The following is a 22,621-nucleotide window of genomic DNA, read 5'->3' as shown; positions in this document are numbered from 1 at the left end:
AAATGCGCAGCCCTTTAGACGAAGGAACGCACCGTCGCGATTGCCCCATCGAGCGCTTTGCCTTCGGCATCTTGCAACGCCGCTTCGCGCAGGCGCGCGATCCACTGGGCCGCATCATCGCGCCCACGCAGCATTTCAGCGGCATCCATCACCTTGTCGAACTTACCCAAGCCCCGCGCATGAGTGTCAGAATAGCCTTTGATCAAACGGCGACATTTCACCAGTTCGACCGCGACATCATAATCAGCATCAACCTCAGCCAAGCTACGTGCGAGCCAATCCTCGAGATGCGCCGCCTCAATCGCGTGGCGATGGGTTTTCAGCCGGTAGCCTTTCAGTCCCCCCAGCACATGCAGCATCATGAAAGCCGGAAGTTTATCTGTGCGCAAGCGCCGGCCTTTGTCGAACCAACGGTTCAGCCGCGCCATCCACGTCTCGCTCGCCTCTACCTTCGCGCCAAGACGCGCGGGCATTAAGCCTGCGATCTCTTCGGCGCGCGGGTGAAAATACTCGGTCAACTGCATGAGGTTCGCGTCGCCTGCCCGCATCTCTTGCCGGATATGGGCAAAACGCGGAGCGCGGGTTTTCAGGTCAGCAACGCGGATGATGTCGTCATAGGCCATGGCGTTGGCAATATATTTCGCCGCTTCCGCCGAGAGCTGCCAGTCCTGCGCGGCGCTGTCGCGGGCCAGGACGGTATCGAGCCGATCCAGATAGAGCGTACCATAGGCGCAGTCTTGGAAATTCACAACTTTGGACAGGCCCGCGAATGCCAAATCATGCACCGCTTCGGGCAGCGCGTCGGCGCGGGCGACCAGGGCGTCCCATTGGCTTTGCAACGCCTCTGGTCCGGCGAGGCGGAAGGGCGTTTCCGGCTCGTCCATAGCGATAGGCGCGCTGGTGGGCAAACGGCCCTGCGCTGCATCAAAGCCCACGGCGAAGGCACGCAACGAAGGCTCGACCCCCTTGCCCCCTGCGCGGATCGCGTCCTCATAGGCCTCCCGCCGGAACGGCAGCGCCCCGGACCCGGCCAAAGCGCCAAAGAGCGAAGCGGAAATGACAGAGCCTGCGCCGACAGCCAGCCCTTCCATATCCTCCAACACCAGTTTCTGCGCCGCGATCTCAGCCGCCGCGCGCACTTCATCGGCATTGGCAATGCCGTCACCCGGCGCCATCTTCTCGCTCACCGCAAGGGCGCGGTGGGTCGAGCCGATCAGCGTGGTGCGGTCTGGCGTCACGAAACCGCGCATCACGGCGCGGCCAACCTCCATCATCTCAGCCGCAATCAACACATCGACATCGCCCGCCGCAGGGGCGAGCGCAAAGACCGGCTCCAACGCGCTTTTGCGGGCCATCTCAACATAATAGATCGTAGCCCCGGTACGCTGCGCCACCCCCGCGACCGAGGTCGCCTGACAGACATAGCCTTCGGCCCGGGCCATGGATTCGATCCACCCGGTCAAGACGCCGCCGCCCTGCCCGCCCACGGCCATGACCGCGAGCTTGATAATTTCACCGACACGCGCATCGGGTGTCTTTTGCGGCAGGACCAGATTCACGTCGTCACTCCTTCGCTGCGCAGCCGCTTTGCGTCGCGCCGTCTTTGTAGCCAAGCGATGATCTGGCTGGTTTTCTCGGCACGCCACCGCTCGAAACGGGTGGGGTTATGCACCACATCAGCCTGATAAAAGGACGGGCAGAGCACCGCCGTATCGGCCACTTCGCCGCAGTTGCCGCAGCCCACACAGGTCTGATCGATATGCGCCACCGGATCATCCCGCAGCGGATCGTCGAGGCGTTTGAGCGACAGCGACGGACAGCCCGAGAGCCGGATACATGCGTGATCCCCGGTGCAGACATCCGCATCGACGCCAAAACGCGGCACCTCCATGCGACGGCCTTCTTTGATCGCTTTGTTGCGGAGCGGCTTCTCGCGGCGCTGCTTGTTCAGCATGCATTCCGAGGAGGCCACGATCACCTTCGGCCCCTTGTAATCGGTGGTCAGGGCCTCGCGCAGCACCTCGCGCAGCTTGCCTACGTCATAGGTCCGGTCGATCTGGCGCACCCATTCCACGCCGACGCCCTTAAGCGCCTTGGAGATCGGATTGTTGGTGCTCTTGGTGTCGTTATGCGCCCGCGAGGACATTACGTCCTGCCCGCCGGTGGCGGCGGAATAGTAGTTGTCGACAATCACCGCGACGCTGTCGGATTTGTTGAACACCATGTTCCCGATCGAGGTCGACAACCCGTTATGCCAGAATCCGCCATCGCCAAGAATAGAGATCACGCGCTTGTCGCCGCCGCCGTCGAAGGCCGCATTTGACGCGGGGCCGAGGCCATAGCCCATGGTCGAGCCGCCGATCTCAAAGGGCGGCAGCACGCCGAAAAGGTGGCAGCCGATGTCGCCGGTAATCTGGTGCTTGCCCAGCTCTTGTTCGGTCAGTTTCATCGCGGCAAAGATCGGGCGTTCCGGGCAGCCGGTGCAGAAACCGGGCGGGCGGATCGGCACGGTGTCAGACAGATCGGGGATTGCGGGCGCTTCGGCGTTGGGGGCACGGACCTTGCCGGGCAGCATCTCGGGCGCGGCGACTTTGAGGAAATCCGTCACCCCGTCGAGTAGCACCTGACCGGTGTACTCGCCTGCCATCGGCAGCACATCTTTGCCGTGCAGCTTCACCTTACGTTCGAGTTTGTAGAGGTAGGAGCCGAGCTGCTGTTCGATATGATCCGGCTGGCCCTCTTCGACGACCAGCACGTGATCCTTACCTTTGCAGAAGTCGTCGAACTCATCGCGCAGCAGCGGATAGGTGACGTTCAGCACATAAAGCGGAACCTCGGTCTGGCCGTGGATATCCGCAAGGCCGAGCCGTTGCAGAGCACGGATGACAGAGTTGTACATGCCCCCCTGCACGACGATGCCGAGCGGGGCTTCCTTGGGGCCGAAGAACTCGTTCAGCTTATTTTCGCGGATGAATTTCTCCGCCGCAGGCCAGCGGTTCTCGATCTTGTCCTTCTCATGCAGATAGGACATTGGCGGCAGCACAACGCGGTTGAAATCAGAGCGCGGATTGGCGGCGGCTTCGGCCACGGTGAGTGGCGGACGCTGGTTGTCACGGGTCTCAAAGCTGCCCGTGACATGGCACGACCGGATGCGCACCATCAGCATCACCGGGGTGTTGCTGGCCTCCGAAAGCTCAAACCCATCCGTTACCGCCTTGGTGATGCAGGGCAGGTTTGGGCGCGGGTCGAGCATCCAAAACTGTGATTTCATAGCGAAGCCGTGGCTGCGCTCTTGCATAATCGAAGAGCCTTCGCCGTAGTCTTCGCCGACGATCACCAGCGCGCCACCGGTCACGCCTGAGGAGCTAAGGTTCGCCAACGCATCAGAGGCGACGTTCACGCCCACCGGCCCCTTGAAGGTCACGGCCCCACGAATGGGGTAATGCACACTCGCCGCCAACATCGCCGCCGCCGCCGCCTCAGACGCATTCGCCTCAAACCGTACGCCCAACTCGCCCATGAGCTCTTCGGCATCCGCCAGCACGTCCATCAGATGCGAGATCGGTGCACCCTGATAGCCGCCCACATAGCCGACCCCGTTTTCCAGAAGGGCTTTGGTAATCGCGAGGATACCCTCACCTGTGAAGACGTCACCGTCTCCTTTGCGCAGGTGTTCCACCTCTGCTTTGAACGAACGCTCGGCCATGAGACCCTCTTAAAAATCGTGTTTTCGGATGTTGCGCAGCATGGTGCGCAATGTGCCTACAAAGGCCTCTTTCTCATCGGCGTCGATGCCCTTGAACATCGCGCCATAAGCTTCGGCCATATGCGGCCAGAGCCTTGCATAGGCGTCTTGGCCTTTGTCGGTCAGATAAACGCGGGTGGCGCGGCTGTCATTTGCGTCAGTCTCACGGCGCACCATTCCGTCACGCACCAGTGCATCCAGCGCGCGGCTTAACGTAGATTGCTGCACAACCGCATAGACCGCCAATTCACGGATCAGAATACCGTCGATCACCGACAGAACGGCGAGAGAGCGCATCTGCGGCGTGGTCAGCCCGAGGGCCGCCATTTCCGTGGACAGGGCGGCATTATACCGCCCCATGATCCGGTTCATCAGATAAGGCGCAAAGTTTTCGAGCCCAAGCTGGTCCAACGGCGCGCTATCCGCATATGAGAGAGGTGGTTTCGCCACCGATCAGCCCTTTGGCACCAGTGCCAGCGCCCGTATTGGGCTGCCAGTGCCGTTTTTGATCTTGAGCGGCGCGGCAATCAGGATTGCCCCCTTGGGCGGCAGTTTGTCGAGATTGGCAAGGCTTGCCAGACCAAAGCAGTTATTCTTGTGCAGCAGGTTATGCGCCGGGTATGGCGGCTCCATCCCCCCAGCTTGGCCTGCATCTGTGCCGATGCATTGCGTGCCCCAACCGACAATCTTTTTGCTCATCAGATACTCGATCGCATCCGGGGTCGGGCCGGGGCTGTGGGGCCCGGTTTCATCCGCGTTGAGGAAACGTGCCTCGTCGTCCACACGGGAATCCCAATCAGTTCGCATGACGACCCACTCGCCCTCGGCGATCTCGCCATACTCGGCTTCCCATTCCTTGATGCCTTTGGCGTCGAGCAGGAAGTCGGGGTCTTCTTGGGATTGCTGCGAACAATCGATGACATTCACCGGTGCGACAAGGCGCTGCACATCAAGGCTATCGGTGAAACCGTCCTCATAATCTTTGCCGGTGATCCAGTGGTGCGGCGCGTCGAAATGCGTGCCGGAGTGCTCGCCCAGCACCATCCAGTTCCATGCGAAGAACGGGCCGTCTTGATCATATTCACTGATCTTATGAATCTCAACTTTGGGCGTCGGCTTGGCAAAGTCGGCTGGCAGTTGCAGGATCGGCGTATCCGGCCCCAGAACGCCGGAACAATCGACCACTTCGACCCCGCCCGAGGCCAGCATCGCCCCGAATTCGCGCATTACATCTGTCGCACTCATCTGTCTTTTTCTCCCTTGATAGACGCACCCTCTCCCGGTGCAATGATCCCTGAGAAGACGCTAGCCAAATTTATATGCGTTTGCAATTATCTTCTTCCAAAAAGGTCGCCTCACAACGCAAACGGCCCGCCGCAGAAGCGACGGGCCATCCAAACGAGAAGCGTTCGGGTGTGGTTTAGGCGGCGTATTTGGCGACCGCGCCACCCTGTTTGCACCAATCGGCGTACCAAGCACGGAAAAGGTTGTACTGCGCTTCGGCATAGCCGCGCTGGCTGTCCGACAACACGTCAGACTCATTAAAATGCAGCGCGTATTCGGCATGGCCTTCAAGCACCATGAGGTGCTTATAATAAAGCACTAGATCAGGACCCTCATCAAAGGAGGACAGAACACCAAGCGCCGCGTCGAGCTCTTGCGCCCGCTGACGTGCCTCTGCATCGCCCGCCGCTGCGGCCTGACTTAGCGCGACGAGATGCAGCACTTCGCGGGGCAGCACATTGCCAATCCCTGTGATCGCACCAGTCGCACCACAGTTGACGAAACCGTGGAAAACGGTGGTATCCACGCCAATCATCAGTGTGACGCCATCGTCACGGCTGGTGATGTTTTCTGCCGCATAGCGCAGGTCGTCGGCGCCGCCGAACTCTTTGAAGCCAACGAGATTTGCATGCTCTGCCCGCAGCGCAAAAAACAGGTCTGCACGGGTGGCGAACCCATAATAGGGGCTGTTGTAGATCACGGCAGGAAGCTCGGGCGCGGCGGAAAGAACTTCTTTGAAATGCGCTTTCTGCGCGGCAACCGATGTCCCACGCGACAGGATGCGGGGGATCAACATCAGACCTTTAGCGCCAACTTTCTGGGCATGGGCGGCGTGTTCAGCGGCCAGCTTGGTGTTTACTGCACCTGTGCCAACGACCACCGGCACGCCAGCGTCGACAAGGCGCTCAACGCCTTCCATCCGCTCAGCATCTGTCAACAATGGCCAATCGCCCATCGAGCCACAGTAAACAACCGCGCTCATTCCATCGGAGATGAGTTTTTTGCCCATACGCACCAGTGCGTCGAAGTCGGGTTTGCGGTCTTCGGTGCAGGGGGTCATCAAAGCCGGAATGCAGCCGGAAAAGATCGTCGGGGTCATTGGGTTCTCCATCATAGAAACCGGCTGCAATCTGCCGGGCTTGGCTATATTTTGCATATTGTATTTTGTTTGTCGACAATAAATCTACGCGCAAAAACATCTGCAGTTTCTGCAACTACTTTTCTGCAATTTATAGTTCGATATGCTGTCGACGATCTCGCGAAATCAGCGCTTGGATCTGCTGCACGATCTGGTCAGCATGCGTCCCGGCAAGGGAATCTGCACGGGCCACGTCGCGCGCTTCAATGGTGGCGACTAGGTCTTCGTGTTCTTGCACATATTCATTCGGAAGCTGGTCATCGAAGGATTGATAATACATCCGCAGCAACCGCCGTCCCTCATCCAAAAGCCTCAGGCACAACGATTCGTAGTAAGGGTTCCGACCCGCACGAGCGATCTCGGCATGAAACTCTCGGTTGGTCGCGATCATCGACAGCGCGTCTTGTGCGGCGACCGCTTTGGCGAACTCGGCCTGTCGGGCGCGGATAGCCGCCATATCTGCAGGTGTATGAAACTGCGCCGCGAGCCGTGTGGTGACGCGGTACATCAAGGTCATCGCATCAAAGAAGGTGTGCAGGTTCATGAAATCGATGTTCGATACCACGGTCGAGCGATTGGGTAACGTGGTCACCAGCCCTTCGCTGGCCAGCCGCACCAAAGCCTCGCGGATCGGGGTGCGGGACATCGACAACCGCTCAGACAGGCGAATCTCATCAATTGGGCTGCCCGGCAGCAGTGTAAGATCGAGAATCTCATCGCGCAGAATCGAATAGACAAATTGTGCCCCAGACCCGCGCTTGCGCTCTGCTGATTTAGGTTTGTTGGTCATGGGGCGGTATCGTCCTGCTCAAAGTTCTCTACTTCATTGTTGGTAAAGCAATATTTCAAGAATGCTACAATAGTGCCATAGCGTGCAAAGGCGAGCGTAGGCGTGAACACGCACGAAGATCAGCAAATATCGCTTTTCGATGTCGCACAAATTTTACGCAACTCTGATCAGATATCTGGCAAGAATTGCCGCAACCCGATGATCTGAAATGCCTATTTCAGAAACTCCAATCGCCGGATTGACAGTCGGAAAGTTGCAACCGCATACTCGACCAATCTTATATTGGTTCAAGAAAGCGATCCATTGCCCAGCCCTGACACCGGTTCCGACAAGGTTTTGCTCGAAGTGCGCGACTTCAGCCTGCGCTTTCGCGGCGCGCCGAGCGACCAAATCAATCACGTCAATTTCTCGGTCAGCCCGGGCAAAACCCTTTGCGTTGTCGGCGAAAGCGGATGCGGGAAAAGCGTGACGTCTTTGGCGATGATGGGGCTGTTGCCTGCGGGCGCCGCGACGATCGGGTCGGGCGAGATGATTTTTGAGGGGCAAAAGCTGGACCTCGCTGATCATACCGCGATGCGAAAACTGCGCGGCAGCCGGATGACGATGATCTTCCAAGAGCCGATGACCTCACTCAACCCCGCCTTCCGCATCGGCGATCAGATTGTTGAGGCCGTTCTGGCCCACAGTGATGCCAGCAAGTCGGAGGCCGAAGACAAGGCACTGGCAATCCTCAAGCGGGTCGGCATTCCGGCGGCAGAAAAGCGGATGCGGGATTACCCGCACCAACTGTCAGGCGGTATGCGCCAGCGGGTGATGATTGCGATGGCGCTGGTCAATGATCCGTCCTTACTGATCGCAGATGAGCCGACCACCGCGCTCGACGTGACCATTCAAGCGCAAATCCTCGAACTGATCCGCGACCTTCAGGCCGAGACAGACATGGGTACGATCATGATCACCCATGATTTGGGTGTCGTGGCCGAAATCGCCGATACCGTGGCGGTCATGTATGCGGGCACCATCGTCGAGACTGGTCCGGCGGAGCGTATTTTTAACGATCCGCAGCACCCTTACACGATCGGCCTCATGTCCTCGATCCCGCAGCTGAGCGGCCCGCGTGGGCGCTTAGCGACGGTGCCGGGCATGGTGCCGACGACGCAGAACATGCCCGAAGGCTGCCGCTTTGCCACGCGCTGCCCTTTTGCACAGCCGATCTGCGCCAAGGAGCCGCCGCTTGCCCCACTTGAGGGCGGGCACGCCGTGGCCTGTCACTTCGCCCCGCTGGAAACACATCTGGAGCAGAGCGCATGAGCGATACCATTCTCAAAGCGCACGCGCTGAAGAAACACTTCAAAACTGGCGACGGCATGATGCGCGCGAGCGGCACGGTTAAAGCCGTTGATGGCGTCTCCTTCGACGTGCGGCGCGGAGAGACATTTGCCATCGTCGGTGAATCCGGCTGCGGCAAATCCACCCTCGCGCGGCTTTTGATGCGGTTGCTGACCCCGACCGAAGGCGACGTGCAGTTTGACGGCAGCGATGTGCGCAGCCTTGCCGGGCGTGACCTCACGGCGCTGCGCCGCGACATGCAGTTTATCTTTCAGGACCCGTTCTCTTCGCTAAACCCGCGTATGGGTGTGGGCAAGCTGGTCGGTGAGCCGCTGGAAACGCATTTCCCCAAAATGTCCGCCACCGAACGGCGGGGCAAAGTGGCGGAACTGCTGGCGAAAGTCGGCCTGCGCCCCGAGCACGCCGAACGCTACCCGCATGAATTTTCGGGAGGCCAACGCCAGCGCATCGGCATCGCCCGCGCGTTGGCCTCGGCCCCGAAACTGGTGATCGGGGATGAACCTGTATCGGCCCTCGATGTTTCGGTGCAGGCGCAGGTGATTAACCTTTTGGGTGATCTGCGGGATGAGCTTGGGCTTACATTGGTAATCATCGCGCACGACCTTGCCGTGATCCGCCACATGAGCGACCGCGTCGCAGTGATGTATTTGGGCCAGATTGTCGAGCAGGGTGATGTCGACACGGTCTACAACCACCCGCGACACCCCTATACCCGCGCGTTGCTGTCGGCCATTCCAGTTGCGGCCCATGGCGTGCGCACGCCGCAGACCGCGCTTGAGGGCGAGATGCCGAGCCCCGCAAATCCACCTTCAGGCTGTCGCTTTCACACCCGATGCCCCTATTCCAAAGAGCGCTGCGCGAGCGAGCCGCCTGCCCTGCGGAAAACGGACCTTGCCGACGGCCATATCGCCGCCTGCCACTATTTCGAAGAGATCGCCGCCGCCCGGCCGGACCTTGGCCTTGCCGAGACACCGCAGCGGGCGCCGGGCGCCGCGGCGCGCTTTGCACTTTATCAAGATGCCATGCGGGACAGGACAACGCTCCGCCCCCGCCAAGACCAAGAATAACAGGCTGAAACAGACTTAATGAAACGACAGGAGAGTTCGACATGACACTGACCAAAATGACACTTGCGGCCGCGCTTTTGGGGGCCACGACCCTCGGCGCGCAGGCGGCTGACCTGCGCATCGCGCTGCAATCTGACGCCGATGTGCTGGACCCCGACCAGTCGCGCACCTTTGTGGGACGGATCGTCTATACCTCGATGTGCGACAAGCTGGTGGACATCACGCCTGACCTTGAGATCATCCCACAGTTGGCGACCGAATGGTCCTTTTCTGAGGACGGCAAGCAACTGACCATGAAGCTGCGCGATGATGCGGTTTTTCATGATGGCACGCCGTTTGATGCCGAAGCCGTGGCCGCCAACATCGACCGCAGCCAGAACCTTGAGACTTCGCGCCGCAAATCCGAGCTTTCCTCCATCACCGGTATCGAAGTGCTCGGCAGCCATGAAATCCGCTTTGATCTGGCCGATGCCGATGCCACGCTGATGGCGCAGTTCGCCGACCGCGCGGGCATGATGGTTTCCCCCACCGCTGCAGAAGCGGCGGGCGATGACTTCGGCCTGAACCCGGTCTGCTCCGGCCCCTACCAGTTCAAAGAGCGCGTGGCCCAAGACCGTATCGTGCTTGAGAAGTTTGCCGACTATTACAACGCCGACGACTTCCACTTTGACACGGTAACCTATTTGCCCATTCCAGATACAACTGTGCGTCTGGCCAACCTGCAATCTGGCGACGTGGACATGATCGAGCGCCTCGCAGCGACCGACCTTGCCCAAGCCGAAGGTGACGACGGCATCAATGTCGAAAGCGCCGTGTCGCTTGGCTATCAGGGCATCACGATCAACGTGGCAAATGGCGAAAAGGGTGATAACCCATGGGGCAACGATAAACGTCTGCGTCAAGCGCTGAGCTATGCGATTGACCGCGAAGCAATTAATCAGGTGGTCTTTAACGGTGCTTTTGCGGCTGGCAACCAGCCCTTCCCGCCGAACTCGCCTTGGTACAGCACAGACTTCCCCGTCCCGGAGCGTGACGTAGAAAAGGCCAAGGAACTGCTTGCCGAAGCAGGCTTTGCCGATGGGATCGACCTTGAAGTACAGGTCCCCAACACTACGATCCCGCTGCAACTGATGCAGGTCGTGCAGTCGATGGCGGCTGAGGCGGGGATCAACATCTCGATCACCTCCAAGGAATTTGCGACACTGCTGGCTGATCAATCGGCAGGCGACTATCAGGCGAGCCAAATCGGCTGGTCTGGTCGCGTGGACCCGGATGGCAACATCCACCAGTTCATGACCTCTGATGGCGGCATCAACGACTCAAAATTCGCGAACGAGGAAGTCGATGAGCTCCTGAACAAGGCGCGCAAGTCTAACGATCAGGACGTGCGCCGCGAAAGCTACACCGCCGCCCGTGCGATCCTGAACGAAGAGATGCCGATCGTGTATCTTTATCACCAGACATGGATCTGGGCACTGGACGCCGGCCTGACCGGCTTCACTGCCTATCCTGATGGCATGATCCGTCTAGACGGTGTGATGAAAGAAGAAGGCTAAGCCTTTTAAAAAAACACCGCCGGGCCAGTCCCGGCGGTGCCTCCCCTCTGAGCGAGACATACCCCCATGCTGTCCTTCATCCTGCGCCGTCTGGTGATCGCGATTCCCACGATCATCCTGATCTCGGTCTTTGTCTTCACCTTGCAAAAGCTGCTGCCGGGCGATCCGGTGCTGGCCATGGCCGGCGAAGAACGCGACCCGCAGGTGCTGGAGTTCCTGCGTGAGAAATACCAGCTCAACGATCCAATCCCGGTTCAATATTTCACTTGGATCGGCAATGCGCTGACCGGTGATCTGGGCATTTCTTTGCGTACCAACCAACCGGTGCTGGAGCTGATCGGTGAGAAGCTTCCCGTGACCATCCAGCTGGCGACGATGGCGATGATATTCGCCATGGTGATCGGTATTCCTGCGGGCATTTTCTCGGCCGTGAAAAAGGGCACAGTGACGGATTACGTCGCCAATGTTGTGGCGCTCTCGGGCCTGTCGATCCCAAACTTCTGGCTGGGGATCATGTTGATCCTACTGGTCTCGGTGAAATGGAAGCTGCTGCCCGCCTCTGGCTATGTGCCACTCAGCGAAGACCCCCTGCGCTCCATTACCGTCATGCTGATGCCCGCTTTCGTGCTCGGCACGGCGCTTGCTGCGACGCTGATGCGTCACACCCGTTCCGCCATGCTGAGCGTCATGAGCAGCGATTACGTCCGCACCGCCCGCGCCAAAGGTCTGGTCGAGCGGAAAGTCATCCTTAAACACGCCTTCCGCAACGCGTTGACGCCGATCGTCACCCTGACCGCGCTACTTTTCGGTGAGTTGATCGCGGGCGCGGTTTTGACCGAACAGATTTTCACTATCCCCGGCTTTGGCAAGCTTGTGGTCGATGCGGTGTTCAACCGAGATTACGCCGTGGTGCAGGGGATCGTGCTGGTCACCGCTGTCGGCTTCATCTTCATGAACCTGCTGGCCGATGTCGCCTATGTGCTGCTGAACCCCCGCCTGAGGAAGCAATAATGGCTCAACCTGCCACACCCATCACCATTGACGCCGAAAGCGCCGCCGATCCCGTTCTCTCGGCACGCCCCGAAAACCGGGTCTGGAAGAAATTCCGCCATCACCGCAGCGCCATGCTGGGCGGGGTGCTGGTGGTCTTTTTCTGCGCTATCGCATTGCTGGCGCCTATTCTCCCGATCCCCGACCCGGCTGCGACCGATTGGGGTGCGGTGCGCAAAGCGCCCTCGGCGGCGCATTGGTTGGGCACCGATGAATTGGGCCGCGATGTGTTGTCGCGTCTAATCTGGGGCGCGCAGGCATCTTTGCTGGCGGGTGTCGTTTCGGTCGCTATCGCGCTTGGCCTTGGCGTGCCTTTGGGCATCATCGCGGGGTATTTCGGCGGCTGGACCGATGCGGTGATTTCGCGCTGCACCGAAGCCCTGCTGGCCGCACCCTTCTTGATCCTTGCCATCGCGCTGGCGGCCTTTCTAGGGCCAAGCCTGACCAACGCCATGATCGCCATCGGCATCTCGGCCACGCCGGTATTTATCCGTCTGACGCGCGGCCAGGTGCTAAGTGTCGCCGCCGAAGATTACGTCGAAAGCGCGCGCGCCATTGGTCTCAGCACGCCGCGCATCTTGCGCCGTTATATCTTTCCCAATGTCCTGCCGCCCGTGCTGGTGCAGGCCACGCTAACAGTGGCGACAGCGATCATCGCCGAAGCGTCGCTGTCATTCCTTGGCCTTGGTCAACAGCCGCCGTCGCCTTCTTGGGGGTCGATGCTGAACACGGCGAAAAACTTCCTCAACCAAGCGCCATGGATGGCGCTCTGGCCCGGCATCGCGATCTTCTTGGTTGTGCTTGGCTTTAACCTTCTTGGCGATGGGCTGCGCGATGCGCTGGACCCGCGCGAACACTGACCGGAGACGACATGACCACCTTCACCACCCGCCCCGAGATCCGCGGCTCCTTTGGTGTCACCACCTCGACCCATTGGATCGCCTCGACCGTCGGCTTCGGCATTCTAGAAAAGGGCGGCAACGCCTTTGACGCTGCCGCCGCAGCGGGTTTCGTATTGCAGGTGGTCGAGCCGCATTTGAACGGCCCGGCGGGGGATCTGCCGATCATCTTTCACGACGCAGAAAAGAAAGAAACCAAGGTCGTCTGTGCTCAAGGGGTCAGCCCCGCAGGCGCCACGTTGGAGCATTTTGAGAAACTCGGTCTGAAATTGATCCCAGGTTCTGGTCTGTTGTCGACCGTTGTTCCCGGTGCATTCGACGGCTGGATGCTGATGCTGCGCGATCACGGCACCATGGGCCTGCGCGACGTGCTGCAACCGGCAATCGATTATGCCCGCGACGGCCATCCGGTGCTGCCGCGCGTGTCGAACACGATCAAAGGGCTGGCTGACTATTTCGCCGCCGAATGGCCAACCTCTGCCGCCGTATGGACACCGGGCGGCAAGGCACCAGAGCCGAACGCCAATTTCAAAAACCCCGATCTGGCCGCTACCTATGAACGATTGGTGAGCGAGGCCGAAGCCGCCGGAACTGACCGGGTGGCGCAGATTGATGCTGCGCGCCAGATTTGGGCCGAAGGTTTCGTGGCCGACGCGATCTTTGACTACCTCAAAGACGCCTGCGTGCATGATGTATCCGAGCAGAAAAATAGTGCCGTGCTGGCGCGCGAAGACATGGCCAAATGGCAGGCGACCTATGAGGACACGCTAAGCTACGAGTATTACGGCTGGACGGTTCACAAAACACAGGCATGGTCGCAAGGGCCAGTATTCCTGCAGACGCTGGCGATCCTCAAGCATTTCGACCTCGAAGCGATGGATCCGATGGGGGTTTCCTTTACCCATACGGTGATTGAGGCGATGAAGCTCGCCTTTGCCGACCGCGAGGCCTATTACGGCGATCCCGATCACAGCATCATCCCGATGGATCAACTGCTGTCGGACGGCTACAACGCCGAACGCGCCAAGCTCATCAACGGGCAAGCCTCCCTTGATCAACGCCCCGGTGTTATTGTGGGGCTGGAGCATCTGCCAGAGCGCTATATCGAACGCGCCGCCCGTGATTTCGGCGTCCAGAATGCCGCACCCCAAGAGCCCACCATGGCCCATCTGACCGAAAAACGCGGCGATACGGTGCACCTAGATGTGGTCGATCGCTGGGGGAACATGGTCTCGGCCACGCCCTCGGGCGGTTGGTTGCAGAGCAATCCGGTGGTGCCGGGACTTGGCTTTCCGCTGAACTCCCGCGCTCAGATGTTCTGGCTTGAACGCGGCTTGCCCACGTCGCTTGCCCCAGGTCGGCGCCCGCGCACCACGCTCACACCTTCTTATGCAGAACACAGCGATGGCCGGCAGTTGGTCTTTGGCACGCCGGGCGGCGACCAGCAGGACCAATGGCAATTGATCTGGTTCTTGCGGTTTGTGCACCACGGGATCGACTTGCAACAAGGCATGGACGCGCCGCTGTTCCATACGCTTCACTTCCAAAGCAGCTTTTTCCCCCGGCAGGCGCTGCCCGGTGAGATGATGATCGAACCCGATGTTGGGCCAGCCGTGATCGATGGGCTGCGCGCGCGCGGTCATATCGTCACTGTGGCAGAGCCGTGGTCGGTGGGTCGCCTGACGGCCGCGCTGCGCAATCCAGATGGCAGCCTTCAAGCCGCCGCGACCCCCCGCCTGATGCAGGCCTATGCGGTAGGACGCTGACCCATGACCTATTCCATCATCGCCCGTGACCCCGAAAGCAACGAAATCGGCATCGCCGTCGCCAGCCGCTTTTTCGCCTGCGGTGCTGCTGTGCCCTATATCGGTCGCCGGGTCGCTGTCGCAACGCAGGCCTTCGTCAATCCACTATGGGGAACAGAGGGCCGCCGCATGTTGGAAAGCGGCGACCCTGCTGAGGCGTTGTTAAAGGAATTCGCCACACGCGACGCAGGCCGCGATATCCGCCAATGTCACATGCTTGATGCGGCGGGAAATTTCGCCGCACATACCGGTGCGGATTGCGTCGATTGGGCCGGGCAACAGGTGGGCGATATCCATTCAGTTGCAGGCAATATGCTGACTGGACCCGAGGTGGTTGACGCCACATTCGACACCTATGCCGCACGCGGTGACCTGCCGATGGCCGAACGTCTGCTCGCCGCCATGCGCGCGGGCGAAGAAGCAGGCGGCGACAAACGAGGCCGTCAGGCCGCGGGTCTGGTCATTCACCGCGGACAAGACCATGCCTATCTTGATCTGCGCGTTGATGATCACCGCGATCCGCTAAGCGAACTTGACCGCCTGCTTGAAGTAGCGGGGGAACGTTACCTTCACGTGGCCGAGGCAATGCCGAGCCTTGATAATTTCTCAGGCACCTCTGACCGCGCGCCGATCGACGCGGCTATCACGCGGGCCGAAGAGGCGCGCAAGGCGGCAGGTAAAACCAGTCGCTCGCAAGCTACCGTTACAGTGACAGAGAAGGATTGACCTGATGAACGCGCTAGACCTTGGCCAGCTTCTGCCGCTTCTTGCCATTGCAGTCACCGCAGGTGTCTTTGGTGGTATCCTTGCCGGATTGTTGGGCGTCGGCGGCGGGATCGTCATTGTGCCCGCGCTGTACCTTGCCCTGTCAACGGCGGGCATGGATTCTGCAATCACCATGCAGGTGGCCGTGGGCACGTCGTTGGCGACCATTGTTTTCACCTCACTTTCGTCGGGCTATGGGCATTTCAAGCGCGGCGCCATTGATATGGACTTGCTCAAGCTTTGGGCGCCATCGCTGTTGGTCGGTGTGGTCATCGGGGCACTTTTGGGTGGCTATGTCTCGGGCCTGATCTTGGTCGCGGTTTTCGCTACGGTCGCGGCCCTTGTGGCCATAGACATGATCTTTCGTAAAACCAAAGACGATCCGACACCGCGAAGCTTTGCCAAACCAGTCTGGGCGATGCTGGGCGTTGTCACGGGCGGGCTGTCGGCGATGATGGGCATCGGCGGGGGCACCATCGGCGTGCCGCTGCTGAACTTCCTTGGCTATGACATCCGCCGCGCCGTCGGCACCTCGGCGGCGATTGGGTTCATCATTGGCCTACCCGGCGCTGTGGTCTATGCACTGACGGGCCTTGGTGCCGAAGGGCTACCGCCCTTCTCGCTTGGATATGTGAACCTTGCCGCTGCGGCCATCATCATTCCGCTGACCAGCAGCTTTGCCCATGTCGGGGTGAAATTGGCACATAGCATCCCACGGCGCGCGCTTAGGTTTGCCTTTGGAATCTTCCTGATGATAACCTCTCTACGCATGTTGTATGATTTATTTGAAGCGTTTACCACGTCATGACCCTAACCCCCCAGCCCGCCCCAAGAGACGACGAATTGGCTGAGCGGCTGCGCGGAGCGATCCGGCAGGGGGATATCTTGAACGACGGGCGCATGCCCCCCGAACGCGCATTGGCCGAACATTTCGGCGTGAGCCGCGCGCGGCTGCGGCTGGCGCTTGGTCTGCTGCAAGAGGATGGCACGATCTACCGCCGCCATGGCCAAGGCACCTTTGCCACACCACCCCCCGCCACCAATGCCGACAGCCTGCGCCACCTTGCGCGTCAGGTGACGCCAAGCGACGTGATGGAAGTGCGGCTTGAGGTCGAGCCCGCCCTTGCCGCCCTCGCCGCCGATCGCGCCCGCCCGCAAGAGATCGAGCGGCTGGATCAGTTGATGCGCGCCACGCTGAACCTCAGCGACCCGGACGCCTATGAGGCGGCGGATGACATGTTTCACTATAAGATTGCTGAAATGGCGCGGAATCCGTTGTTCCTCACGGTTTACGAATCCATCCGCGCAGTGCGGCGCGAAGTGGCTTGGACCTCCCGCCGCCGCAGCTCTCACGCGCCCGAAACGCTGCAGATCCTCGGCGAACAGCATATGACCCTGAACGACGCCATCGCCCGGCGCGATTCTTTGGGCGCGGCTTCGGCGATGGAGCAGCATTTGCTCACCGTTTCTAAGACACTGCTACGGGACCGGGTGCGCAAGATCGAGCTGGACCTCTAAACGCCGAACCGGCCCCTTCCTCACAATCGGCCGTCGGTGCCGCCCTTGCCCCCTTTGGGCGGGTATTGTTACAGTTATGTGACAAACGTGTTTGCCAGCGCGCCAGAACTGCTTGCAAACGAAACTGTTCGATGTTCGTATCTGCGCATTATTGTATTTCGCGCCAGATGCGCGGATTCTCAGGGAGGAGAACGCAATGTCTCATAAAAACCTATTCGCCGCTGGTCTCACCGCGGCCTTCACACTCACGGGCGGCCTTGCCTTCGCACAAGAAGACTGCGAGCGCGGCGCTTTGGACAAGATGTTCTGTGACGCCAATGGCGATCTGGTTGCAGATGCGCCCACTGATCCCGAAATGCTGAAAGACCCTTCGACACTGGTCTTTGCCTATACCCCCGTCGAAGACCCGGCGATCTACGAAGACATCTGGACCCCCTTCATTGACCATCTCGAAGAGGTAACCGGCAAGGATGTGCAGTTCTTCGCCGTGCAGTCGAACTCTGCCGAGGTCGAAGCCATGCGCTCGGGCCGTCTGCACATCGCGGGATTTTCCACCGGGCCCACCCCTTTCGCGGTGAACCTCGCGGGCGTCGAGCCCTTCGCGATCATGGGCGCGGATGACGGCCAGTTTGGTTACAAGCTTCAAGTCTACACGCAGGCCGACAGCGACATCAAAGAGATGAGCGACCTCGCGGGGAAGCGCATCGCGCATACCTCGCCCACATCGAACTCAGGCAACCAAGCGCCCCGCGCGCTGTTCCCCGATCTGGGCGTTGTGCCGGATGAGGACTACGAAGTGACCTATTCGGGCAGCCACGACCAGTCGATGCTGGGCGTCGTCGCGGGTGATTATGACGCGGCCCCAGTGGCCTCCGAAGTGGTGGACCGCATGGCCGAGCGTGGTCTCTATGATTCTGAAGACGTGCGCATCGTCTGGGAAAGCGATCCCTTCCCGACAACCTCTTACGGTGTCGCGCATGACCTCGCGCCCGAGCTGAAGGACAAGATCAAGGAAGCCTTCTTCTCCTTCGACTTCGAAGGCACCGCATTGGGTGAGGAATTCGCAGGCGTGAGCAAATTCATCCCGATCACCTACAAGGACCAGTGGGCGGTTATCCGTCAGATCCAAAAGGCGAACGGCGTCGAGTACACGCCCCAAGGTCTCGCTGCTGAATAATCGTCTAACGTCGGGGCCGGCGAACACGTCGGCCCTGCACACAAGGTATCCTACATGTTGAAAATTACCGACCTCGTGAAGCGCTATGGCAGCGGTGATCCGGTGCTGAAAAACCTCGACCTGACCATCGAGGGCGAAAGCGTCGTTTCGATCATCGGCTCCTCCGGCGCGGGCAAATCGACGCTGCTGCGTTGCATCAACCGATTGGTGGAGCCGACCTCGGGGTCGATCAACCTCAACGGCACCGAACTCACCAGCCTGCGCGGCAAGAACCTGCGCGCCGCGCGGCGCAAGATCGGGATGGTGTTTCAGGGGTTCAACCTCGTCGACCGTCTGACGGTGATGGAGAACGTGCAATCGGGCCGTTTGGGCTATATCTCGACATGGTCCGCCGTCACCCGACGCTATCCCAAGGCCGACATTCGCCGCGCCTATGAGTTGATGGAGCGCGTGGGCATCGCGCAATACGCCAACACCCGCGCCGACCAGTTGTCGGGCGGCGAACGCCAGCGTGTCGGCGTGGTCCGCGCCCTGATGCAAGACCCCGACATTCTGCTGGCGGACGAGCCGACAGCCTCGCTCGACCCCAAGACCTCCGAGCAGATCATGGGGCTTCTGCGCGATTTGGCCGGGGAGTTGAAACTGCCGGTGCTGATCAACATCCACAACGTGACCGAGGCCAAGGAATACACCGACCGCATCGTCGGCATGCGTTATGGCCGCATCATCTTTGATGATGTCCCCGCCAAACTGGACCAAGAGGCGATGGATCAAATTTACGCTGGCAGTCCCCATGCCGACCGCGCAAAAGACGGGGCCGCGGCATGAGCGCGCCACGGGACACTTGGAAAAAGCCGCCCTTTATCGCCAACCCGGTGCTTCGCTGGGCGGTGATCCTGGGCGCCGTCGCCTATTTCGGCTGGGTCGGCCTGACCATGCCCATCGACTGGAACCGCGTCTCGGAAGGATTAGGCCGCGCGGGCCGCATCTTTGGCGGGGCCTTTCCGCCCAGCTTTGAACGCTCTGGCCTGTTGATCGACGGCTTTCTCGAAAGCCTGAAGATCGCCATCCTTGCCACCGCGGGCGGCGTGCTATTGTCGATCCCCATCGCATTTATGTCGGCGCGCAATGTGGCCCCCAAACCGATCTTCTACCTCGGCCGCGCCATCATCATCGTCGCGCGCAGTTTTCACCCCGTTATCGTGGCGATCCTTTTCGTCAAAGCCGTGGGCTTTGGCCCCTTCGCCGGGGTGCTGACGCTGATTGTCTATTCCGTGGGCTTTGTCGCCAAGATGCTGGCCGAGCGGATTGAAGAGATCGACTTCGGCCAAGTCGAGGCCATGCGTGCCGCCGGTGCGCCTTACTTCTCGACGCTGATCTATGCGATTTTTCCGCAAATTATGCCGCGCCAGATCGGTCTGACAATCTATCAACTCGACAGCAACCTGCGCGCTTCGGCCGTGGTCGGCATCGTCGGTGCGGGCGGCATTGGGGCGACGCTCGCCAATGCCTTCGGGCGCTATGACTATGACTTCGCCCTCGCCATCACCATGGTCATCGTCGGCGTGATCCTTGTCTCCGAAGCCATCAGCGGCGTGATCAGAAAGCGCATCCAATGACGACCCTTGCAGAGAAATTCGGTCGCGACGACTGGACCCGCTTCACCCTCCGCCAGCGTATGACGCGCTACGGCGTAATCTTTGGCTGCGCGCTTGCCATCGCCTGGGCGCTGACCTCGATCGAGGTCATCTGGGCTTGGGTCTGGGGCGCGCCCGAGCAGATCGGCGACCTCTTTGGCCGCATGTATCCGCCTGACCCTACCAATCTTGAAACGATCCTTAAGGTGCTTTGGGACACGGTGAACATCGCCACCTTTGCCACCACATTTGCGGTGCTGCTGTCGCTTCCGGTGGCCTATATCGCCGCGCAAAACACCACGCCCAACCGCGCCACGCTCTGGCTCGGGCGGCTGATCCTTGTGACCTCACGCTCGGTCAACACGATCATCTGGGCGCTGCTCTTCGTGGCGATCTTTGGCCCCGGCGTCGTGGCGGGCATTTTGGCGATTATGTTCCGCTCCATCGGCTTTGTCGGCAAATTGCTGGGTGAGGCGATTGAGGAGATCGACCGCCGCCCCGTCGAGGCACTGGAGGCCACGGGCGCCTCGCGGTTCAAGGTCATCGCCTATGCCATCGTGCCACAGGTCATGCCGACCTTCTGGGCGGTTTCGATCCTGCGGTGGGACATCAACCTGCGTGAATCCACCGTTCTGGGCCTTGTCGGCGCGGGGGGTATCGGGATCATCCTGCAGGGCGCGATTGACACCTTCAACTGGCCCGAGGTCGCCACGATTCTCATCGCCATCATCGTGCTGGTGATTATTGGCGAGGTCATCTCGGCCTATCTGCGCCGTCGCATCCTGTGAGGCCCGGCATCGACCCTGCGCAGGCGCTGGCCGAATACCAGCGCCTGCGGCCCCGCCTGCCCGCCTGTGATCGGCAAGGTGCCGCGGCGGAGGCGGCATGTTTTCTGGATATCGTCGCCCCCTATGATCTGATCCTCTTTGATGCTTACGGCGTGCTGAACGTGGGCGAAACGGCTATTGAAGGCGCAGCACAGACCATCGCCACCCTGCGCGAAATGGGCAAAGCGGTATCGGTCGTGTCGAACTCTGCCGCCTACCCAAAAGCGCATATGATGCAACGCTACGCCCGATTGGGGTTTGATTTTAGTGTGGATGAGGTCATCACCAGCCGCGACGCACTGCTTGCTCGCGTGGCCCAAGAACCCGCGCGGCAGTGGGGCGTGATGCTGAACCCCGACAAGGATATGGGTGAAATTTCCGACCTTGGCGCGATCGCTTTGGCGGATGATCCAAGTGTCTATGACGACGTTGCAGGTTTTCTGCTTGTTGGTGCGGATGGCTGGACCGACGCGCGGCAGGCCCTACTCGAAACAAGCCTCGCGCGCCATCCTCGCCCCGTCTTTGTCGGAAACCCCGATCTCGTGGCTCCGCGTGAAGACGGGCTATCGCTTGAACCCGGTTGGTTCGCACATCGATTGATCGACGCGACCGGGGTTTCCGTGCATTTCTGCGGCAAGCCCTTTCCAGACATCTTTGAACTGGCGCTTGCACGCCGTGCGCCAATTGCCCCCGCCCGTGTGTTGATGGTGGGCGATACGCTCCACACCGATATTTTGGGTGGAGCTCAGGCGGGGTTCTCCACGGCCTTGGTCACTGGGCACGGCTCCCTTTTGGGGCTGGATGTGGCGGCGGCGACCAAGGGTTCGGACATAGCCCCCGATTATATCGTCGCGGAAATCTAATCCGAAACGCTGTGGAAACATTGTCCACAAAGCCCCATCACCCCATTGCCAATCCGTGCATCGCCCGCTAGCAGTTTTCGTGACCTTGTTAATAAGATCGCTGGAGGATACGAAATGTTCAAAATGATGCAGCCCACGGCAATTATCGCCACTCTCGCCGCGCTCACCGGAGGAGCCCTGAGCGCGGAAACCGAAGTCAAGATCGGCTACGCCCTTGCCCCTGACAGCCACTACGGCGTCGCGGCGCAGAAGTGGCAAGAAGTCGTTGAGGCCGAAACCGACGGCAAATTCAGCTTCCGGCACTTTCCTTCCTCCGGTCTGGGTGGGGAACGCGAAGTGGTCGAAGGCCTACAGTTTGGCACCGTTGAGGCGACCATCGTTTCCACCGGCACGCTTAGCAACTTTGTCCCCGCCACCGGCGTGACCGACGTCCCCTTCCTGTTCCGCAGCCTTGACCATGCGCGCCGCGTATTGGACGGTCCAATCGGTCAAGGCATCCTTGCTGAATTCGACAGCGCGGGCATGGTGGCACTGGCTTGGGGTGAGCAGGGTTTCCGCCACATCACCAACAACCGCAACGCGATTGAAACTCCCGAAGACATCGCGGGCATGAAGCTGCGTACCATGGAAAACCCGGTGCACCTTGACGCTTTCAACGCCGCCGGTGCCGCCCCCACGCCGATGGCATGGCCCGAGGTGATCAGCTCGCTCCAGCAGGGCACCATCGACGGGCAGGAAAACCCGCTGTCGGTGATCGTGTCGGTGAAACTTGATGAAGTGCAGAAGTACCTGACACTCTCCGGCCACGTCTATTCGCCCGCCATGCTGTTGGTCTCCAAGCCGTTTTGGGAAGGCCTGTCTGACGAAGACAAAGCCGCCTTTGAAAAGGGCGCGACCGAGGCCGTCACCGCCATGCGCGCTTTTGTGGATGACGTGGAGCAGAGCGGCGTCGCGACGCTGAAAGAGCGTGGCATGGAAGTCAACGAGCTGACCGAAGAGCAAAAAGCCACCTTCCGCGCCTCGATCGAGAGCGCGTATGAAGGCTACTATGAGACCTACGGTAAAGAGCTGATCGACCAGATCGCCGCGACTGAGTAATCACGTCGTTGAAAGAAAAGGCGGCCGGAAGCAGCGCTTCCGGCCGTTTTGC

21 protein-coding genes are annotated in these 22,621 nt (G+C 60.3%); 15 read left to right on the top strand and 6 right to left on the bottom strand.

The window, feature by feature from the left end; all coding sequences use genetic code 11:
- Positions 1-14: 14 nt before the first annotated feature.
- The 6 genes from DSM110093_RS19705 to DSM110093_RS19680 form a co-directional block, all read right to left on the bottom strand.
- The gene (locus DSM110093_RS19705; RefSeq protein ID WP_279290868.1) at positions 15-1,559 is read right to left on the bottom strand and encodes an indolepyruvate oxidoreductase subunit beta family protein; all 1,545 of its coding nucleotides are present in this window, start codon (positions 1,557-1,559) and stop codon (positions 15-17) included.
- A complete protein-coding gene (locus DSM110093_RS19700; protein ID WP_243268383.1) occupies positions 1,556-3,706 on the bottom strand; it encodes an indolepyruvate ferredoxin oxidoreductase subunit alpha in 2,151 nt (716 codons plus the stop codon). Before DSM110093_RS19700 ends, DSM110093_RS19705 begins: the two co-directional genes overlap by 4 nt.
- Positions 3,707-3,715: 9 nt before the next feature.
- Positions 3,716-4,195 (bottom strand): MarR family transcriptional regulator, encoded by a 480-nt coding sequence (locus tag DSM110093_RS19695; RefSeq protein ID WP_243268381.1) that lies wholly within the window; start codon positions 4,193-4,195, stop codon positions 3,716-3,718.
- Between the two features lie 3 nt (positions 4,196-4,198).
- Entirely contained in the window at positions 4,199-4,990 is a 792-nt protein-coding gene (locus DSM110093_RS19690) for a cyclase family protein (protein WP_243268379.1), read from the bottom strand.
- A gap of 175 nt (positions 4,991-5,165) precedes the next feature.
- Positions 5,166-6,128 carry a dihydrodipicolinate synthase family protein gene (locus DSM110093_RS19685; RefSeq protein ID WP_243268377.1) on the bottom strand — a complete coding sequence of 321 codons (963 nt, stop codon included), beginning with the start codon at positions 6,126-6,128 and terminating at the stop codon, positions 5,166-5,168.
- Positions 6,129-6,258: 130 nt separating this feature from the next.
- Positions 6,259-6,957, bottom strand: coding sequence for a GntR family transcriptional regulator (locus DSM110093_RS19680; protein ID WP_093928784.1), 699 nt, complete (start codon positions 6,955-6,957; stop codon positions 6,259-6,261).
- Between the two features lie 303 nt (positions 6,958-7,260).
- On the opposite strand from DSM110093_RS19680, the gene DSM110093_RS19675 reads away from it, so the two are divergent.
- The 15 genes from DSM110093_RS19675 to DSM110093_RS19605 all read left to right on the top strand — a co-directional run bounded on the left by DSM110093_RS19675 (position 7,261) and on the right by DSM110093_RS19605 (position 22,569).
- A complete protein-coding gene (locus DSM110093_RS19675) occupies positions 7,261-8,268 on the top strand; it encodes an ABC transporter ATP-binding protein (protein WP_093928845.1) in 1,008 nt (335 codons plus the stop codon).
- A complete protein-coding gene (locus DSM110093_RS19670) occupies positions 8,265-9,374 on the top strand; it encodes a dipeptide ABC transporter ATP-binding protein (protein ID WP_243268374.1) in 1,110 nt (369 codons plus the stop codon). The genes DSM110093_RS19675 and DSM110093_RS19670 overlap by 4 nt, the downstream gene beginning before the upstream one ends.
- A gap of 41 nt (positions 9,375-9,415) precedes the next feature.
- The gene (locus DSM110093_RS19665) at positions 9,416-10,930 is read left to right on the top strand and encodes an ABC transporter substrate-binding protein (protein ID WP_243268373.1); all 1,515 of its coding nucleotides are present in this window, start codon (positions 9,416-9,418) and stop codon (positions 10,928-10,930) included.
- 66 nt (positions 10,931-10,996) lie between these two features.
- Positions 10,997-11,941, top strand: coding sequence for an ABC transporter permease (locus DSM110093_RS19660; protein ID WP_243268371.1), 945 nt, complete (start codon positions 10,997-10,999; stop codon positions 11,939-11,941).
- Positions 11,941-12,840 carry an ABC transporter permease gene (locus DSM110093_RS19655; RefSeq protein ID WP_243263679.1) on the top strand — a complete coding sequence of 300 codons (900 nt, stop codon included), beginning with the start codon at positions 11,941-11,943 and terminating at the stop codon, positions 12,838-12,840. The genes DSM110093_RS19660 and DSM110093_RS19655 overlap by 1 nt, the downstream gene beginning before the upstream one ends.
- An 11-nt stretch (positions 12,841-12,851) precedes the next feature.
- Positions 12,852-14,645, top strand: coding sequence for a gamma-glutamyltransferase family protein (locus DSM110093_RS19650; protein WP_243268369.1), 1,794 nt, complete (start codon positions 12,852-12,854; stop codon positions 14,643-14,645).
- A gap of 3 nt (positions 14,646-14,648) precedes the next feature.
- Positions 14,649-15,410 carry a DUF1028 domain-containing protein gene (locus DSM110093_RS19645; RefSeq protein ID WP_243268368.1) on the top strand — a complete coding sequence of 254 codons (762 nt, stop codon included), beginning with the start codon at positions 14,649-14,651 and terminating at the stop codon, positions 15,408-15,410.
- A gap of 4 nt (positions 15,411-15,414) precedes the next feature.
- Positions 15,415-16,257, top strand: coding sequence for a sulfite exporter TauE/SafE family protein (locus DSM110093_RS19640; protein ID WP_243268367.1), 843 nt, complete (start codon positions 15,415-15,417; stop codon positions 16,255-16,257).
- A complete protein-coding gene (locus DSM110093_RS19635; RefSeq protein WP_243268365.1) occupies positions 16,254-16,967 on the top strand; it encodes an FCD domain-containing protein in 714 nt (237 codons plus the stop codon). The genes DSM110093_RS19640 and DSM110093_RS19635 overlap by 4 nt, the downstream gene beginning before the upstream one ends.
- Positions 16,968-17,163: 196 nt before the next feature.
- Positions 17,164-18,144, top strand: a complete 981-nt coding sequence (gene phnD / locus DSM110093_RS19630) for a phosphate/phosphite/phosphonate ABC transporter substrate-binding protein (protein WP_243268363.1) — start codon at positions 17,164-17,166, stop codon at positions 18,142-18,144.
- A 54-nt stretch (positions 18,145-18,198) separates the two neighbouring features.
- Positions 18,199-18,972: a phosphonate ABC transporter ATP-binding protein gene (phnC, locus tag DSM110093_RS19625; protein WP_093928775.1), complete on the top strand. Its 774-nt coding sequence runs from the start codon at positions 18,199-18,201 to the stop codon at positions 18,970-18,972.
- Positions 18,969-19,763: a phosphonate ABC transporter, permease protein PhnE gene (gene phnE / locus DSM110093_RS19620; protein ID WP_243268361.1), complete on the top strand. Its 795-nt coding sequence runs from the start codon at positions 18,969-18,971 to the stop codon at positions 19,761-19,763. Before phnC ends, phnE (DSM110093_RS19620) begins: the two co-directional genes overlap by 4 nt.
- A complete protein-coding gene (gene phnE, locus DSM110093_RS19615; protein ID WP_093928773.1) occupies positions 19,760-20,569 on the top strand; it encodes a phosphonate ABC transporter, permease protein PhnE in 810 nt (269 codons plus the stop codon). The genes phnE (DSM110093_RS19620) and phnE (DSM110093_RS19615) overlap by 4 nt, the downstream gene beginning before the upstream one ends.
- Entirely contained in the window at positions 20,566-21,471 is a 906-nt protein-coding gene (locus DSM110093_RS19610; protein WP_243268360.1) for an HAD hydrolase-like protein, read from the top strand. Before phnE (DSM110093_RS19615) ends, DSM110093_RS19610 begins: the two co-directional genes overlap by 4 nt.
- A gap of 123 nt (positions 21,472-21,594) precedes the next feature.
- On the top strand, positions 21,595-22,569 hold the full coding sequence (locus DSM110093_RS19605; protein ID WP_243268507.1) for a TRAP transporter substrate-binding protein: 975 nt from the start codon (positions 21,595-21,597) through the stop codon (positions 22,567-22,569).
- Positions 22,570-22,621 lie beyond the last annotated feature (52 nt).

The sequence above is a fragment of the Sulfitobacter sp. DSM 110093 genome, assembly GCF_022788715.1.
Lineage (GTDB): Bacteria > Pseudomonadota > Alphaproteobacteria > Rhodobacterales > Rhodobacteraceae > Sulfitobacter.
The sequence above is the reverse complement of the archived record's forward strand: the minus strand, read 5'-3'. Positions and strand labels throughout refer to the sequence as shown.

Bases quoted from the DNA above. Each gene is read 5' to 3' on its own strand.
- DSM110093_RS19700 (WP_243268383.1), bottom strand. From the start codon at position 3,706: ATGGCCGAGCGTTCGTTCAAAGCAGAGGTGGAACACCTGCGCAAAGGA.
- DSM110093_RS19690 (WP_243268379.1), bottom strand. From the start codon at position 4,990: ATGAGTGCGACAGATGTAATGCGCGAATTCGGGGCGATGCTGGCCTCG.
- DSM110093_RS19685 (WP_243268377.1), bottom strand. From the start codon at position 6,128: ATGACCCCGACGATCTTTTCCGGCTGCATTCCGGCTTTGATGACCCCC.
- DSM110093_RS19680 (WP_093928784.1), bottom strand. From the start codon at position 6,957: ATGACCAACAAACCTAAATCAGCAGAGCGCAAGCGCGGGTCTGGGGCA.
- DSM110093_RS19670 (WP_243268374.1), top strand. From the start codon at position 8,265: ATGAGCGATACCATTCTCAAAGCGCACGCGCTGAAGAAACACTTCAAA.
- DSM110093_RS19665 (WP_243268373.1), top strand. From the start codon at position 9,416: ATGACACTGACCAAAATGACACTTGCGGCCGCGCTTTTGGGGGCCACG.
- DSM110093_RS19660 (WP_243268371.1), top strand. From the start codon at position 10,997: ATGCTGTCCTTCATCCTGCGCCGTCTGGTGATCGCGATTCCCACGATC.
- DSM110093_RS19655 (WP_243263679.1), top strand. From the start codon at position 11,941: ATGGCTCAACCTGCCACACCCATCACCATTGACGCCGAAAGCGCCGCC.
- DSM110093_RS19650 (WP_243268369.1), top strand. From the start codon at position 12,852: ATGACCACCTTCACCACCCGCCCCGAGATCCGCGGCTCCTTTGGTGTC.
- DSM110093_RS19645 (WP_243268368.1), top strand. From the start codon at position 14,649: ATGACCTATTCCATCATCGCCCGTGACCCCGAAAGCAACGAAATCGGC.
- DSM110093_RS19640 (WP_243268367.1), top strand. From the start codon at position 15,415: ATGAACGCGCTAGACCTTGGCCAGCTTCTGCCGCTTCTTGCCATTGCA.
- DSM110093_RS19635 (WP_243268365.1), top strand. From the start codon at position 16,254: ATGACCCTAACCCCCCAGCCCGCCCCAAGAGACGACGAATTGGCTGAG.
- phnD (WP_243268363.1), top strand. From the start codon at position 17,164: ATGTCTCATAAAAACCTATTCGCCGCTGGTCTCACCGCGGCCTTCACA.
- phnC (WP_093928775.1), top strand. From the start codon at position 18,199: ATGTTGAAAATTACCGACCTCGTGAAGCGCTATGGCAGCGGTGATCCG.
- phnE (WP_243268361.1), top strand. From the start codon at position 18,969: ATGAGCGCGCCACGGGACACTTGGAAAAAGCCGCCCTTTATCGCCAAC.
- phnE (WP_093928773.1), top strand. From the start codon at position 19,760: ATGACGACCCTTGCAGAGAAATTCGGTCGCGACGACTGGACCCGCTTC.
- DSM110093_RS19605 (WP_243268507.1), top strand. From the start codon at position 21,595: ATGATGCAGCCCACGGCAATTATCGCCACTCTCGCCGCGCTCACCGGA.